The 14,705-nt window shown below is 68.5% G+C and carries 13 protein-coding genes and 1 tRNA gene; 7 read left to right on the top strand and 7 right to left on the bottom strand.

The window, feature by feature from the left end; genetic code table 11:
• Positions 1-63 precede the first annotated feature (63 nt).
• The 5 genes from Rai3103_RS06180 to Rai3103_RS17630 all read left to right on the top strand — a co-directional run bounded on the left by Rai3103_RS06180 (position 64) and on the right by Rai3103_RS17630 (position 4,719).
• Entirely contained in the window at positions 64-1,560 is a 1,497-nt protein-coding gene (locus Rai3103_RS06180; RefSeq protein ID WP_153571849.1) for an FAD-dependent oxidoreductase, read from the top strand.
• A gap of 58 nt (positions 1,561-1,618) precedes the next feature.
• Positions 1,619-2,383 carry a sulfite exporter TauE/SafE family protein gene (locus Rai3103_RS06175; protein WP_228489221.1) on the top strand — a complete coding sequence of 255 codons (765 nt, stop codon included), beginning with the start codon at positions 1,619-1,621 and terminating at the stop codon, positions 2,381-2,383.
• 166 nt (positions 2,384-2,549) lie between these two features.
• On the top strand, positions 2,550-2,792 hold the full coding sequence (locus Rai3103_RS06170; protein WP_153571848.1) for a hypothetical protein: 243 nt from the start codon (positions 2,550-2,552) through the stop codon (positions 2,790-2,792).
• Between the two features lie 656 nt (positions 2,793-3,448).
• Positions 3,449-4,492, top strand: coding sequence for a RidA family protein (locus Rai3103_RS06165; protein WP_228489220.1), 1,044 nt, complete (start codon positions 3,449-3,451; stop codon positions 4,490-4,492).
• Entirely contained in the window at positions 4,456-4,719 is a 264-nt protein-coding gene (locus Rai3103_RS17630) for a RidA family protein (RefSeq protein WP_228489303.1), read from the top strand. The genes Rai3103_RS06165 and Rai3103_RS17630 overlap by 37 nt, the downstream gene beginning before the upstream one ends.
• A gap of 173 nt (positions 4,720-4,892) precedes the next feature.
• On the opposite strand, the gene Rai3103_RS06160 is transcribed toward Rai3103_RS17630, so the two are convergent.
• Together Rai3103_RS06160 and Rai3103_RS06155 are read right to left on the bottom strand one after the other, a co-directional pair.
• Positions 4,893-4,966: transfer RNA gene (locus tag Rai3103_RS06160), tRNA-Ile, on the bottom strand.
• Between the two features lie 76 nt (positions 4,967-5,042).
• Positions 5,043-6,302 (bottom strand): glycosyltransferase 87 family protein, encoded by a 1,260-nt coding sequence (locus Rai3103_RS06155; RefSeq protein ID WP_153571847.1) that lies wholly within the window; start codon positions 6,300-6,302, stop codon positions 5,043-5,045.
• Between the two features lie 225 nt (positions 6,303-6,527).
• On the opposite strand from Rai3103_RS06155, the gene Rai3103_RS18180 reads away from it, so the two are divergent.
• Both Rai3103_RS18180 and Rai3103_RS18175 read left to right on the top strand, forming a co-directional pair.
• Entirely contained in the window at positions 6,528-7,169 is a 642-nt protein-coding gene (locus Rai3103_RS18180; protein WP_239022398.1) for a glycosyltransferase 87 family protein, read from the top strand.
• Entirely contained in the window at positions 7,055-7,702 is a 648-nt protein-coding gene (locus tag Rai3103_RS18175) for a glycosyltransferase 87 family protein (protein ID WP_239022433.1), read from the top strand. The genes Rai3103_RS18180 and Rai3103_RS18175 overlap by 115 nt, the downstream gene beginning before the upstream one ends.
• On the opposite strand, the gene Rai3103_RS06145 is transcribed toward Rai3103_RS18175, so the two are convergent.
• The 5 genes from Rai3103_RS06145 to recF form a co-directional block, all read right to left on the bottom strand.
• On the bottom strand, positions 7,683-8,198 hold the full coding sequence (locus Rai3103_RS06145) for a DUF3566 domain-containing protein (RefSeq protein ID WP_194793294.1): 516 nt from the start codon (positions 8,196-8,198) through the stop codon (positions 7,683-7,685). The two genes, Rai3103_RS18175 and Rai3103_RS06145, sit on opposite strands and share 20 nt — an antisense overlap.
• Entirely contained in the window at positions 8,191-10,824 is a 2,634-nt protein-coding gene (gyrA, locus tag Rai3103_RS06140) for a DNA gyrase subunit A (RefSeq protein ID WP_153573633.1), read from the bottom strand. The genes Rai3103_RS06145 and gyrA overlap by 8 nt, the downstream gene beginning before the upstream one ends.
• A gap of 26 nt (positions 10,825-10,850) precedes the next feature.
• Complete coding sequence (gyrB, locus tag Rai3103_RS06135) at positions 10,851-12,857, bottom strand: DNA topoisomerase (ATP-hydrolyzing) subunit B (protein WP_422396037.1); 2,007 nt, start codon at positions 12,855-12,857, stop codon at positions 10,851-10,853.
• A gap of 159 nt (positions 12,858-13,016) precedes the next feature.
• The gene (locus Rai3103_RS06130; RefSeq protein ID WP_153571843.1) at positions 13,017-13,559 is read right to left on the bottom strand and encodes a DciA family protein; all 543 of its coding nucleotides are present in this window, start codon (positions 13,557-13,559) and stop codon (positions 13,017-13,019) included.
• The gene (recF, locus tag Rai3103_RS06125) at positions 13,549-14,703 is read right to left on the bottom strand and encodes a DNA replication/repair protein RecF (RefSeq protein WP_153571842.1); all 1,155 of its coding nucleotides are present in this window, start codon (positions 14,701-14,703) and stop codon (positions 13,549-13,551) included. Before recF ends, Rai3103_RS06130 begins: the two co-directional genes overlap by 11 nt.
• Between the last annotated feature and the right edge of the window lie 2 nt (positions 14,704-14,705).

Genomic DNA, 14,705 nt, shown 5'->3' with positions numbered 1-14,705 from the left:
CCCGGCGGCGGTTGACCGTGTGATGTGCTTCACATCCACGAGGCGGCGGGACAAGATGGATCCATGGAATCGGTCTGGTTCGCCACCCATCCCTCGTCCCGCTCGACCGATGTCTTCGAGGACGGGTCGCACGCCGACACCGTCGTCGCGGGCGCCGGGCTCACCGGCCTGGCCACCGCCGTCCTGCTCGCCCGGGCCGGCTACCAGGTCGTGGTGCTGGAGGCGCGCACGGTCGGCGCGGTGACCACGGGGCGGACGACCGGCAAGCTGTCCCTCCTCCAGGGACTGACCCTGTCCGGGATCCTGAGCCACCAGTCCGCGGAGGTGGCACGGGCCTACGTCGAGGGCAACCGGGAAGGGCAGGCCTTCCTGGTGCGGCTCATGGACGACCGCGGCGTGCCGTACGAACGGCGCCGGGCTGTCACGTACGCCACGACGGAGGACGGACTCCGCAAGCTCAGGGCCGAACAGGAGGCGAGCCGGACGGCCGGCCTCGCGGCGGAGTGGACGGACACGACCGACCTACCGTTCCCCGTCCTCGGCGCGCTCACCCTGCCGGACCAGGTGCAACTCCACCCGCTGCGCGTGCTCGACATGTTGCAGGCCGAGTTGATCGCTCACGGAGGGGCGGTCGTGGAGGGCGTCCGGGTCACCGCCGCCGATTCGTCGACTCCGGTCCAGATCACGACCACGGCGGGCCGGATGACGGCGGATCGGGTGGTGCTGGCGACAGGAACCCCGATCCTGGACCGTGGCGCCTACTTCGCGAAGCTGATCCCGCACCGTTCGTACGCCACGACCTTCCGGGTGCCCGGGTCGCCGGCGTCGATCCCGCAGGGGATGTACCTGTCCGCCGACCAGCCGACCCGATCCTTGCGGACCGTGGCCGTCGACGGCGATGAGCTGCTGATGGTCGGCGGCAACGGGCACCTCACCGGCCGGTCCTCCGACACGTCGGGGGCGGTGGCGGACCTCGAGGCCTGGACCCAGGAGCACTTCCCCGGCGCCGAGCGCGTGCACGCGTGGTCGGCGCAGGACTACCGTTCCGTCAACCGCGTCCCCTTCGTCGGCCTGATGCCGCGCGGCGGCGGCCACATCTACGTGGCGACCGGCTATGACAAGTGGGGCATGACCAATGCGATCGCGGCGGCCCTGCACCTCGCCGAGGAGATCCTGGGCGGCTCGATGCCGTGGGCGGACACCCTCCGGCATCGGGTCACCCGGCCCGCCGCGGTGATGAGCGCGGTGAGCGCCAATGCGAGCGTGGCCGTGGAGGCGACGAAGGACTGGATGCAGGCGGAGATGGGCAGCCTCCCCGACGCCGCGCCGGCCGAGGGCGCGGGTGCCGTCGGACGCGGACACCACGGCTTGCCCGAGGGGGTGTCGACGGTGGACGGGGTGACCTGCCGGGTCTCGGCGGTCTGTACGCATGCGGGCGGCGTGCTCGGTTGGAACGACGCCGAGAAGTCCTGGGACTGTCCCCTGCACGGCTCGCGCTTCGCCGCGGACGGAACGATCCTCGAAGGGCCCGCTGTGGCCGACCTGAAGCGGCACGACTGACCACGATCCGTCCGAGCCCCGGACTAGGCTCCGTTGCTGGGACGGAGAAGGGCGGCGGATGGGCGGGATCGAGATCCTCGGGCTGGACATCGGGACGCTGGCGCTCATCGCACTCGCGGGCGTCGGCACCGGCATCGTCGGCTACCTGACCGGGCTGGCCTCGCTGGTGAGCTACCCCGTCCTGCTGGCCGCGGGTCTGTCGCCCGTCGCCGCGAACGTCTCCAACACCCTGGGCCTGGTCGGCGTCGGCGTCGGCTCCACCGCTCGCGCGATGCGTACGGTCACCGGTGGCAGCCGCCGGACCCTCGCGGCCCAACTGGCGGTGTCGGCGGTCGGCGGTGGGCTGGGCGGAACCCTGCTGCTGGTCGCCGGCGAGTCGAGTTTCACCGCCATCGTGCCGTGGCTGATCGTACTGGCCTCGGTCCTGCTGCTCCTCAGTCCACGGATCAGCCGGATGCGGGGGGAGGACCCCAACCCGGTGCTCTACTGGGTCGGCCTGTTCCTGGTCTGCTGCTACGGCGGCTACTTCGGTGCGGGCGCAGGGGTGATGTACCTGGCCCTCACGCTGATCGCGACCTCGGAGCTCTTCACCCGGGCGATGGTGGTCAAGAGCCTGCTGCTGGGCGTCAGCAACCTTGTCGCCTCGGTGATCTTCATCGCGTACGGTCCGGTGAACTGGGCGGCGGCGATCGCGCTCGGCCTGGGCTGCCTGGTCGGAGGCAACGTCGGGCCGGTGATCCAACGACTCATCCCGGAGCAGGTGCTGCGGGCGGTCGTCGCGGGCGGCGGCTTCTTCCTGGCGGCGTGGCTGTGGCTGAGCTGAGCCGCCCGTTCGAGGACAGCACCGCCCGGGTCTGGGCCGCCACGATGAACCACCATCCGATCGATCACCTGCAGAGTTACCTGCTGGCGTTCTCCGGGGGCTGCTCGCCGAGCCGCCCCTGCGGGATTTCTTCGCCGGTGTCGGCCCGCAGCCGTCGAAGACGCACGTGATCCGTACGTACGAGTTCGGCCTGAGCCACCTGGTCGCCGACCACGGCTGGACGACAGAGGTCGGCTGGGACCAGGCGGATCTGGGGCTCCCCCGGGAGGCCGACGCGGTGCTGGCCGGCTGGCAGGCCCTGCTGAAGAGTGGCTTCCCGTTCGTGAAGCGGACGCTGTTGACCGACCCTCGCTTCACCGCCGTTCGGCCTTCGATCCAGGCTCATCTGAAGGCCTCGCCACGGCATTGAAGCGGACCTGGGGAGCATCCTGATTTCGCTAATTCTTTCGCAATATGGAAGCGAACTTCCATTTATGTACACCGTGCTCGATCCGTTCGCAATCGACTCTTCGGAGCCTTAGGGGAATCGTGAGCTGGAGGGACCGCCTGACCGGGGGGCGAGACACCGCTCCGCCACCCGTCGGGGCCGCTCAGGACCCCCGACGGCCACCCCTGGCGCGCATGATCTTCGTCACATTGACGACCTGACGGCGACCAGGTGAGCCGGCGACGTCGGCGTGGCCCCCGTGTCCCGACCCGGACGACAGCGCTGCCCCTCGCCCACCCTGCACCAGCTCGGTCGACCCGGCCGGCAGCTCGCCCCTCCTCGTCCCCGCGGACAGCCTGACGCCGCGCATCGGCCAGCGACCCGGTGACCACCGCCCAGCTGACCGGGGCGGCGAAAGGTGGTTCGTCCCGGAGCCAATTCTTCGGGGCCGGAATCCGCCGATGAGGTCGACCAGCGCCCCAGCGACTCACTTCCCGGCAGCCCCATCGATCATCACCCATCAGGCCCGAGTGGCTTCTCCCTTGCTGGACCTCCGCGTCCGCCGCCACCTAGACTCCCACCCCACCGAGTGGCGAACAATTCTGCTTCGTCGCACCGACTCAAGGAGGAGTTGCTTAATGAGTGCCTACAATGCGGTTCTGGCGAGAAATACGGACAATGCGCCAGGGGGCGCCGGCACGTCCTCGCAGACGGTAGCGTTCTCGCATTACAACCATCTTTCCGCTCAATTGCCCGTGGATCCGACGACAGGTGAACTCGTGCTCGGCGGAGTGAAAGAACAGGCCGATCAGTGCTTCAAGAACATCAAGGCAATTGTTGAGAGCATCGACCACGTTCTGGACGACGTCGTGCGGATCACCGTATTTCTCAAGGACATCGCCGACCTCGACGCTGTGGACGAGGTGTACCGGACCTATTTCCCGAACTATGTTCCCACCCGGACGACGGTGGCGGTCTCCGCTGTGCCCATGAATGCTCTGGTGCAGATCGAGGCAGTCGTCTCGAACGGTAAGGGGACGATTCCGGATGCGCCCCAGGCGGGCGACCTGGTCAAGATCGCCAAGAACACCGACAATGCCCCGGTCAGTCCGCTGTCGACCCAGACCGTGGCCTTCTCCCACTACAACAACATCTCCGCCCAACTCCCCATCGATCCGCGCACGGGCCAGCTGGTGGCCGGCGGCGTCAGGGAGCAGGCCGCCCAGTGCCTCAAGAACATCAAGGCGATCCTGGAGAGCATCGACGTTCCCATCGACGACATCGTGAAGATCAACATCTTCCTGACGAGGCTTTCGGATATCGAGTGCGTGGATGAGGTCTACTCGACGTTCTTCCCGGACTCCGGAATCGCCCGGGCGGTCGGCTATCTTCCCGCCCGCACCACCATTGCCTGTACGGCACTACCGATGAATGCCTTGGTCCAGATGGAAGCCGTCGTTTCGCACGGTGACGGAACGCCCCCGCAGGAAGTTGAGGACCGGCATGGCCTCATCATCGAGGCCAACAATACCGACCGGGCCCCCAGGCATCCGCTGGCCACGCAGACGGTGGCTTTCTCGCATTACAACAACCTCTCGGCGCAACTGCCCGTCGATCCGACCTCGGGTGAACTCGTGGTGGGGGCATCAAGAAGCAGACGGAGCGGTGCCTCGACAACCTGAAGGCCGTTCTTGAGGAGATCGACCATTCCCTGGACGATGTCGTCAAGGTGAACATCTTCCTCACCGACCTCGCCGATATGCCGGAGGTCGACCAGGCGTACGCCACATTCTTCCCCGGCGGGATTCCGGCCCGGCGAATTGTGGGCGTATCAGCTCTGCCCGACGGTGCTTTGATTCAGATCGATGCTGTCGTGTCCAATGCTGAAGGAACGCCGCCGAAAGCCTGAGGACATTCCTTCGGGATGGATTGATTCACCGGGATGACCTGACCGGAATCATCACGAGAACGCGCGGAGGATGATGGGTAGCGGAGCCGGGGTGCGCCCCTATCCATCATCGTTCGCGGCGACACGACCCCTGACGGGCGGCACCCGCGCACGGAGGGGCACAAGGTTGACGGTGGGCCCAGCTGGACTTGAACCAGCGACCTCTGTCTTATCAGGACAGCGCTCTAACCACCTGAGCTATGGGCCCGTTCGGCGCTCCTGCTTGCCGCGCCGAGGACAAACATTAGCGCATGCCCAGCGGCACGCAAAATCGGCCCGCTGCCCTACCGTACGGTGTCCGGGAGCACGTCGTCGGACCCCACCGCAGGCAGGGGCGGACGTCCGGATCCGACCCGTACGGAGGCAGGCGCGGAGGCGCCGACCAGGACCCAGGCCCGGACGAAGGACAGCACAGTGAAGACGACCAGCGCCAGGTTCCTGATCGCCAGGTCAAGAGTCATCAGGGTGTGGCCCACGCTCGGCTGGAGGACGTTCAGCACCTCGTAGAAGATCGGGAAGATCAGCTGGGTCAACACACCCATCAGGAGGGCGAGCGCCACCAGCAGGCGGTCCGCCACCGGGAGTCGACCCGGCCGCACGAGCAGGAGGACGGCCAACGGTCCGCCCAGCCACACCAGGTACTGCGGGCTGAGGGTCTTGTTCGTGGTGATCATGATGGCGATCACCGTGGTCATCACCATCGCTCCTGCGTACAGGTCGTGCCCGCGGGAACGCCAGGCCCGCACACCGAGGGCGAGGATCGCCAGGCCTCCGATGAGGGTCGCGACGGTCGAGGCCAACAGCAGCAGCGACACGCCCTGACCGAGGATCTCCCAGGCATTGAACGACGACACGTGGATCTTGTACCGGCCGGGGTGGACCAGGGCGTTCAGCATCGCCGGGGTGGCCCAGACCGACTCGATCTGGAGGCCACGCTCCTTCTGCCACACCACCGGGGACAGCAGACGGTGCCAGCCGGCGGTCATCACGCTGGCCGCGACCAGGACGATTCCGGTGACCCCGAAGCCGAGCCAGAGCGCCCATCGGCCGTGCCGCTGTCCCAGCAGACCGGCGATCAGCGCCGCGGGCCAGAGCTTGATCGCCGCCCCCAGCGCGACCAGGCCACCCGAGACCGCGGGGAAGCGCGCGAGCAGCAGGAGTGCCGCCGCGGCGAGGAAGGCGGGGATGATGTCGAACCGGGCGAAGACCAGCGGCCCGATCAGGAAGATGAACCAGGTCCAGAAGTTGGCCGCGGCGAAGGTTCCGTTCCGCCGGCCCCGCAGCCACAGCCACATCGCGAGGGCCAGGTCCACCAGCACCATGAGGGCGACGAACGTCCTGACGTAGACCATCTGGAACCCGCCGAGCAGCGAGGGCAGCTGCAGCAACCAGACGACCGGGGTCGGGTACTCCGGCATGGTGTGCGTCAATCCGACCTTCGCCAGGTCGGCCACCTTGAGGTAGTAGTAGGTGGCGTCGCCCCTGGCCATCGACTCGGGTCCTGCCAGGAGGAACAGCAGGACGAGTCGCGTTGCCAGCCACATCACACCGGTGCTGATGCCGGCGCGGCGGGACTTCTGGGCGGGGGCTGGGGTTCTGGGGATGCCACTCCTGGGATCGTAGCGGTACGAGGCCCAGGAACCGCCCGCGCCCGCGCCCTGAGGAGTCCCGGCGGCGGTGGTCGAATCGTGCTGGCCAGGGTCCGTTCTCTAGAGTGAGGCCCGGGACCTGCTCCAGTGCCCTGCCGCCGACCAGAAACGGGGAACACCATGCAGACCGAGCGCGACACACGCCCGATACCGTCATGGTGGTGGGCCGCCGTCCCGGTGCTGCTCACGATCGTACTCTGGGCCTTCGTCGCGCAGCATGACCCGATCGACCTCAAGGTCTACCGGATGGGCGGCGAGTTCATCTGGCACCGCCAGACCAGCCTGTACGACCTCAAGGACTTCTGGCTGCCGTTCACCTATCCCCCGTTCGCCGCGGTGGTGTTCGCCCCGCTGGCGCTGCTGCCCCCGCAGGCGATGATCGTCGCCACGTACGCCCTCAGTGGCGCGGCCCTGATCCGGATCAGCGTCCTCGTGCTGCGGCGTCTCCAGCCGAACCTGGCGGCCACGATCGCGATCCTGCTGACCCCGATGGCACTGCTGCTGGATCCGATCGTGTCCAACTTCGGCTTCGGGCAGGTCAACCTGCTGCTCGCCTGGCTCGTCGTGGAGGACCTGATGGCCCCGAGGAGCGCCGCTGGCGGGGCGTGGGGATCGGCATCGCCGCCGGTATCAAGCTCACCCCGGCCATCTTCTGGCTGCTGCTGCTCGCCACCCGGCAGAAGCGGGCGGCGATCGTCGCCCCGCTGTCCGGTATCGGCACCATCCTGCTCGGCTTCCTGGTCCTGCCGCACTCATCGGTGACGTACTGGACGCACACGATCTTCGACTCCGGCCGGATCGGGACGCCGTCCTATCTGAGCAACCAGTCCTACACCGGCGCCCTGTCCCGTCTGCTCGGCGACGGCCACACCTCGGTGGCCTGGGCCGTGCTGGCGCTGGTCACCATCGTGGTGGGCATCGGTGGCTCGGCCGTACGGTGGCGGCAGGGCCACGTGGCGGAGGCGATGCTGGGCACCGAACTGGTCGCCATCCTCGTCTCGCCGGTGTCGTGGATCCACCACCTCGTCTGGGCCTGGCCGATCCTGCTGCTGCTCGTCACGGCCGCCCGCACCGACATCGCCGCCCGCGTCATCGGATCCCTCTGGGCCCTGCTGACCGTCTCGCAGGCGATCTGGCACATCCCCCACGAGAACGGCCGGGAGCTGCACCTGCACGGCTGGCGGATCGTCGCCGCCGACAGCTACACCATCCTGGCGCTGATCACCCTGGCCTGGATCGTCACCCGGGCGGTCATCGCCTGGCGCGGGTCGCGGGTCAGTCCTCGGCGAGGGTGACCTCGAGGCCGCCGATCAGGCGGCAGGCGACGTTGTAGAGGAAGGCCATCAGGGTCGACATCGCCGTCAGGATGACCACGTTGAGCACCGACAGCAGGATCGTCAGGCCCAACGTCTTGGACAGGCCGAAGTAGTCCTGGATCCGGAAGGTCTGGCTCTCCCCTGGCGACATCAGCAGAGCGCCGACCTGCTCGTTGATCAGGTCGAAGACGCCCGAGACGGACAGCACCGTCCAGGTGATCAGCACCAGGATCAGCGCGGCGATCCCGAAGGCGATGGAGAAGACGAACGACGTCTTCATCACCGACCACGGGTCGACGTGGCTGAGCCGCAGCGTCGCCCGGCGCGTCCGGTGCGACATCGCCTGCTCCGGAGCGGGGCGGCGTAGCGGGGTCGGGGCTTCGGGCGCTTCGGGCACTCCGGCGTCGCCGTAGAACTCCTCGGTGGAGCGCAGCACGGTCTCGTCGACGTCGCCGTCCGGTCGGGCGTCACTCACTGGTGGACTCCTCGCTCGTCTCATCGGGCACCTCAGGCTCGGCCTCGTCGAGCACCTCGGTGTCGTCGTCGGCACTCTCCGGGTTCAGCGCGATGATCGACACCGCGTCGCTCGAGGAGACACCGACGAACTTCACCCCCATAGTGTCACGGGAGGTGACCGCGACCTCGCTGACAGCGCTCCGTGTCACCTGACCGGAGCTCTTGATGGCGATGACCTCATCGCCCTCCTGGACCATCAGGCCACCCACCAGGCTGCCCCGCTCGGAGTTCAGCTTCATCGCCTTGATGCCCAGGCCACCGCGGCCCTGCAGCCGGTACTCGCTGACCCGGGAGCGCTTCGCGAAGCCCTCGTCGGTGACCGTGAAGACGAAGCGGTCGTCCTCGGGGAAGTCGTGCCGGACGACCATCATCGCCAGCAGTTCGTCGCCCTCACGGAACTTCATCCCGGTCACGCCGGAAGTGGCCCGGCCCATCGGACGCAACTGCTCGTCGTCGGCGTGGAAGCGGATCGCCTGGCCCTTGCGGGAGACCAGCAGGACATCGTCCTCGGCCTTCGCGAGCTCGGCGCCGATCAACTCGTCGTCCTCGTCACGGAAGCTGATGGCGATCACGCCGGCCTGCCGCGGCGAGTCGTACGCCGTCAGCACGGTCTTCTTCACCAGCCCCTTGCGGGTGGCGAGCAGCAGGTAGTCCGCCACCTCGTACGACGGGATGGCGAGCACCTGCGCGATCGTCTCGCCGGGCAGGAAGCTCAGCAGCCCGGCCACGTGCCCGCCCTTGGCGTCCCGGTTGGCCTCGGGGAGCTGCCAGGCCTTGGCCCGGTAGACGCGTCCCATGTTGGTGAAGAACAGGATCCACTGGTGGTTGGTGGTCGCGAAGAGGTGCGCGACCTCGTCGTCCGCCCGCAGCGTCGCCCCGCGGACGCCCTTGCCACCGCGCTTCTGCACGCGGTACTGGTCGGAGCGGGTCCGCTTGGCGTAGCCGCCGTGGGTGATGGTGACGATGACGTCCTCATCGGGGATCAGGTCCTCGTCGGACAGGTCGCCGTCCGCGGAGACGATCCGGGTGCGCCGCTCGTCGCCGTACTTGTCGACGATCTCCTGTAGCTCGGTGGCGATGATCTGTCGCTGGCGCTCGGGCTTGGCCAGGATGTCGCGGTAGTCGGCGATCCGGGCCTCGATCTCCTCGAGGGAATCGATGATCTTCTGCCGCTCCAGGGCCGCCAGCCGGCGCAGCTGCATGTCGAGGATGGCGGTGGCCTGCGCGTCGTCGATCTCCAGCAGGTCCTTCAGACCCTCCCGGGCGGCCTCCGTCGTCGGCGAGCGGCGGATCAGCGCGATGACCTCGTCGAGGGCGTCGAGGGCCTTCACCAGGGCGCGGTAGATGTGCGCCTGCTCCTCCGCCTTGCGCAGCCGGTACTCGGTGCGACGCCGGATGACCTCGATCTGGTGGGTGATCCAGTGCGAGATGAACTGGTCCAGGCGCAGCGTCCGCGGGACCTCGTCGACCAGCGCCACCATGTTGCAGCCGAAGGTGTCCTGCAGCTGGGTGTGCTTGTAGAGGTTGTTCATCACCACGCGAGGCTGGGCGTCACGCTTCAGCACGATGACGAGGCGCTGGCCGGTGCGGGCGGAGCTGTCGTCACGGATGTCGGCGATCCCGTTGAGCTTGCCGTTGTGCACCAGTTCGGCGATCTTCAACGCGAGGTTGTCCGGATTGCACATGTACGGCAGTTCGGTGACCACGAGCTGCGTACGGCCCTTGTCGTCCTCCTCGATGTCGATCACGGCGCGCATCGTGACCGAACCGCGGCCGGTCCGGTAGGCCTCCTCGATCCCCTTGCGGCCGACGATCAGGGCACCGAGCGGGAAGTCCGGGCCCTTGATCCGCTCCATCGCGGCCTCCAGCAGCTCCTCCTCGGAGGCCTCCGGATGCTGCAACGCCCACTGCACGGCGTCGTTGACCTCGCGCATGTTGTGGGTCGGGATGTTGGTGGCCATGCCGACGGCAATGCCCGTCGAGCCGTTCACCAGCAGGTTGGGGAAGCGGGCCGGCAGGACGGTCGGCTCCATGTCGCGACCGTCGTAGTTCGGCTGGAAGTCGACGGTCTCCTCGTCGATGTCGCGGACCATCTCCATGGCCAGCGGAGCCATCTTGCACTCGGTGTAGCGCATCGCGGCGGCCGGGTCGTTGCCCGGGGAACCGAAGTTGCCCTGACCGTTGACCAGCACGGCGCGCATCACCCACGGCTGGGCGAGGCGGACCAGGGTGTCGTAGATCGCCGAGTCGCCGTGCGGGTGGTAGGTGCCCATCACCTCACCGACGACGCGGGCGCACTTGTTCCAGCCGCGGTCGGGGCGGTAGCCGCCGTCGTACATGGCGTAGAGCACGCGCCGGTGCACCGGCTTGAGGCCGTCGCGGACGTCCGGCAGGGCACGGCCGACGATCACCGACATGGCGTAGTCGAGGTAGGACTTCTGGATCTCGGCCTCGAGGTCGATCTGCTCGACGTTGTCGACCTTCGCGGCGACCGTCAGGCCCTGCTGGTCGGCGACGGCCTGTTCGTCGAGTCCGGCCTGCTCGTCCGGGCCCTGGCCCTGGGCGTCCTCGTTCTGCGGGGGCATCTCACTCATGTGTTCAGTTCTTCCGATCAGATGTCGAGGTAGCGGACGTCCTTGGCGTTGCGCTGGATGAAGGCCCGGCGCTCCGCGACGTCCTCACCCATCAGGATGGTGAACATCGCGTCCGCGGCCGCCGCGTCGTCCAGCGTCACCTGCAGCAGGATCCGGTTGTCCGGGTCCATCGTGGTCGTCCAGAGGTCCTCCGGATCCATCTCACCGAGGCCCTTGTAGCGCTGGATCGGGTTGATGTTCGGCAGCTTCTTGCCGGCGGCCAGGCCGGCGTCGCGGAGCCGGTCGCGCTCCTCGTCGTTGTACGCCAGCTCGTGGGGGGAGTTGGTCCAACGCAGCCGGAACAGCGGCGGCTGGGCCAGGTAGACGTGCCCGGCGGCGATCAGCGGCTTCATGAAGCGGAAGAGCAGCGTCAGCAGGAGCGTACGGATGTGCGCACCGTCGACGTCGGCGTCGGCCATCAGCACGATCTTGTGGTAGCGCAGCTTCTCGATGTCGAATTCCTCGTGCACGCCGGTGCCGAGGGCGTTGATGATCGCCTCCACCTCCTTGTTCTGGAGGATCTTGTCGATCCGCGCCTTCTCGACGTTGAGGATCTTGCCGCGCAGCGGAAGGATCGCCTGGGTGCGCGGGTTGCGGCCACCCTTGGCGGAACCGCCGGCCGAGTCACCCTCGACCAGGAAGACCTCGCACTCCTCCGGGTTGGTCGACGAGCAGTCCGCCAACTTGCCGGGCAGCGACCCGCCACCGAGCAGGCTCTTCCGGTTGCGGGCGAGGTCACGGGCCTTGCGGGCCGCGATCCGGGCAGAGGCCGCCGCCTGCGACTTGCGGACGATGTCCTTGCCCTCGGACGGGTTCTGCTCGAACCAGTCGCCGAGCTTCTCGTTGACGACCTTCTGGACGAACGAGCGGGCCTCGGTGTTGCCGAGCTTGGTCTTCGTCTGACCCTCGAACTGCGGCTCACCGATCTTGATCGAGATCACCGCGGTGAGGCCCTCGCGGATGTCGTCGCCGGAGACCCGGTCCTCGCGCTTCTTGATCAGACCCCAGGTCTCGCCCCACTTGTTCACCGTGTTGGTCAGCGCGGAGCGGAAGCCCTCCTCGTGGGTGCCGCCCTCGGTGGTGTTGATGGTGTTGGCGAAGGTGTGCACCGACTCCGTGTAGGAGTGGTTCCACTGCATGGCGACCTCGAGCCCCATCTCGTGCTCGGGATCGTGGGTGTCCACCGCGATGACGCTGGAGTGGACGGTCTCCTTGCTGCCGATCAGGTACTTCACGTAGTCGATCAGGCCGTCGTCGTACCGGAAGGTGTCGGTCCGCGGGCCGCGCGAGCGCTTGCCGACGTCCGGGGCGGCCGCCTGGTCGAGGTCCTCACCGTTCGCCTCGTCCAGTTCCCCGGACGGGCGCAGGTCGACGATCGTGATCGAGAGGCCCTTGTTGAGGAAGGCCATCTCCCGGAACCGCGTCGCCAGGGTGTCGTACGAGTAGTCCGTCGTCTCGAAGATCTCGTCCGAGGCGTAGAAGGTGACGGTGGTGCCGGTGGCGTCCGTGGCCTCCAGCTGCTCCAGCGGGCCGTCCGGGGTGCCGAGGTGGAACCCCTGCCGCCAGTGGTAGCCATCCGTGTACACGTCGACGATCAGGCGTTCGGACAGGGCGTTCACGACCGAGACGCCGACACCGTGCAGACCGCCGGACACCTTGTAGCCGCCGGTGCCGAACTTGCCACCGGCGTGCAGGACGGTCAGGGCGACCGTGACGGCCGGGATGCCCTCCTTGGGGTGGATACCCACCGGGATGCCGCGGCCGTTGTCGACGACGCGCACGCCGTTCTCCGGCAGCAACTCGACCCGGATGGTGTCGCAGTAGCCTGCCAGGGCCTCGTCGACCGAGTTGTCGACCACCTCATAGACCAGGTGGTGCAGTCCCCGCTCCCCGGTGGAGCCGATGTACATGCCCGGTCGCTTGCGAACCGCCTCCAGACCCTCCAGGACGCTGATGGAACTGGCGTCGTACGTGTCGGGTGCCACGTGGGCGTTCTGCTCGGCTTCGGTCACCTCTGCATCCTACCCTACGGGGTCCGTGGGCCAGGTCACACACGCGCGCTGGAGGCCTTGGAGGGGGTTCTGAGGCCCTGGGAGGGTCATTCGCGGGGGTCACCACGTCGATGGGCACACGGTCGCCCAGAATCACCCGTACGTGTCGCGCGGTCCGCGGCCCTTGACCCGGAGCCGACCATGGCTCCAGGACGGGGCATCCGGTCCCTTGACCAGGATCCGGCGTACCACCTCAGAGCCCAGCTGCTGGTTCAGGCGGGTGATCACCGCCGGGGCGATGCCGCGCATCTGCACCGCCCAGGCGGTCGACGACGTGCGGACGGTGAGCACCCCGTCCTCGTACGCCTCGGGGCGGCAGTGCGCGGCGTTGGAGGGGCCGATCAGGTCGGGCCAGCGCGCCATCAGGGCGTGCACGTCGAGATCGGTGCGCCAGCCGCGTTCCTCCACCATCCGGCGCAGCACGTTGCCGATCGGCTGCGGGTCACGGTCGTCGGGCCGGGCTCCCGACGACAGCGGCTCGGCGGGCCGGCGACGACGCCGCCGCGGCGCGGGCTGCGGGGCCGGCGTCCCGGCGTTCACCTGGCGGGCGATCCGGCGGGCCAGGTCGAGGCCGTCCGGGTCGGGGACCGAGGTCGGCTCGCCAGACTCGTCGGACCCCGTGGTCTCAGGCGGCATCGGCGGTCACCTCCCCGGCGGCGACGTGGAAGCGCCGGCCCACCAGCGAGGCCGGGAGGTCCTCGGCGACCGCGGCGGTGACCAGCACCTGGTCGGCCCCGAGGACGCCGCCGGCCAACCGGTCGCGCCGGGTGGCGTCCAGCTCGGCGAAGACGTCGTCGAGGATCAGCACCGGCTCGATGCCGTCCGCGCGCAGCAGGTGGAAACCGCCCAGCTTGAGGGCCAGGGCGTACGACCATGACTCCCCGTGGCTGGCGTAGCCCTTCGCCGGCAGGTCGCCGAGGGCGAGGTCGATGTCGTCGCGGTGCGGCCCCACCAGGGAAACCCCGCGCGCCACCTCCTCCGCCCGCCGTTCCGCCATCTGGGTGAGCAGCAGCTGCCGCAGCTCCTCGCGATCGAACGGCAGGCCCTCCCCGCCCGCCGCCTCCTCGAGGGTGCTGCGGTAGCGGGCGGTGGCCAGGTTGTTGCTCGGGGCGATCTCGGCGTACGCCCGAGCGGCGTGCGGCATCAGCGCGGCCAGGGTGTCCAGTCGGGCGGAGAGCACCTCGGCCCCGACGGCCGCGAGCTGGTCGTCCCAGATCCGCAGGGTGTCCTCGGCGTACGGGTCGGCCGTGCGCCCACCCCGCCCCGACATCGTCTTCAACAGGCTGTTGCGCTGCCGCAGCACCTTGTCATAGTCGTGGCGTACGCCGGCCATCCGGGGCCAGCGGGTCGTGACCAGCCCGTCGAGGAACTGCCGGCGTTCGGCCGGATCCCCCTTGACGACGGCGAGGTCTTCCGGAGAGAACACCACGGTGCGCAGGATCCCCAGCAGTTCGCGGGGACGGCCCAGCGGTGCCCGGTTGAGCCGGGCCTTGTTCGCCCGACCGGGGTGGATGTCGATCTCCAGCACCAGGGCGCGATCGTCCTCACGGCCCGCCCGGACCCGGGCCTTGATCGTCGCGCGCTCGTTGCCGTGCCGCACCAGCGGTAGGTCGCTGGAGACGCGGTGCGAGCCCAAGGTGGCCAGGTAGTCGACAGCCTCGACCAGATTGGTCTTCCCCTGCCCGTTCGCCCCGACGAAGGTCACCACTCCGGGCGCGAGGTCGACATCGACGTACGCGTACGACCGGAAGTCGGCCAGCGTGAGGTGGTCGACGTACACCA

Origin of the sequence: Raineyella fluvialis (assembly GCF_009646095.1) — a bacterium.
GTDB lineage: Bacteria > Actinomycetota > Actinomycetes > Propionibacteriales > Propionibacteriaceae > Raineyella > Raineyella fluvialis.
The sequence above is the reverse complement of the archived record's forward strand: the minus strand, read 5'-3'. Positions and strand labels throughout refer to the sequence as shown.

Excerpts from the sequence above, each read along its gene's own strand:
- Rai3103_RS06180 (WP_153571849.1), top strand. The coding sequence starts at position 64 with ATGGAATCGGTCTGGTTCGCCACCCATCCCTCGTCCCGCTCGACCGAT.
- Rai3103_RS06175 (WP_228489221.1), top strand. The coding sequence starts at position 1,619 with ATGGGCGGGATCGAGATCCTCGGGCTGGACATCGGGACGCTGGCGCTC.
- Rai3103_RS06165 (WP_228489220.1), top strand. The coding sequence starts at position 3,449 with ATGAGTGCCTACAATGCGGTTCTGGCGAGAAATACGGACAATGCGCCA.
- Rai3103_RS06155 (WP_153571847.1), bottom strand. The coding sequence starts at position 6,302 with ATGTGGCTGGCAACGCGACTCGTCCTGCTGTTCCTCCTGGCAGGACCC.
- Rai3103_RS18180 (WP_239022398.1), top strand. The coding sequence starts at position 6,528 with ATGCAGACCGAGCGCGACACACGCCCGATACCGTCATGGTGGTGGGCC.
- gyrA (WP_153573633.1), bottom strand. The coding sequence starts at position 10,824 with ATGCCCCCGCAGAACGAGGACGCCCAGGGCCAGGGCCCGGACGAGCAG.
- Rai3103_RS06130 (WP_153571843.1), bottom strand. The coding sequence starts at position 13,559 with ATGCCGCCTGAGACCACGGGGTCCGACGAGTCTGGCGAGCCGACCTCG.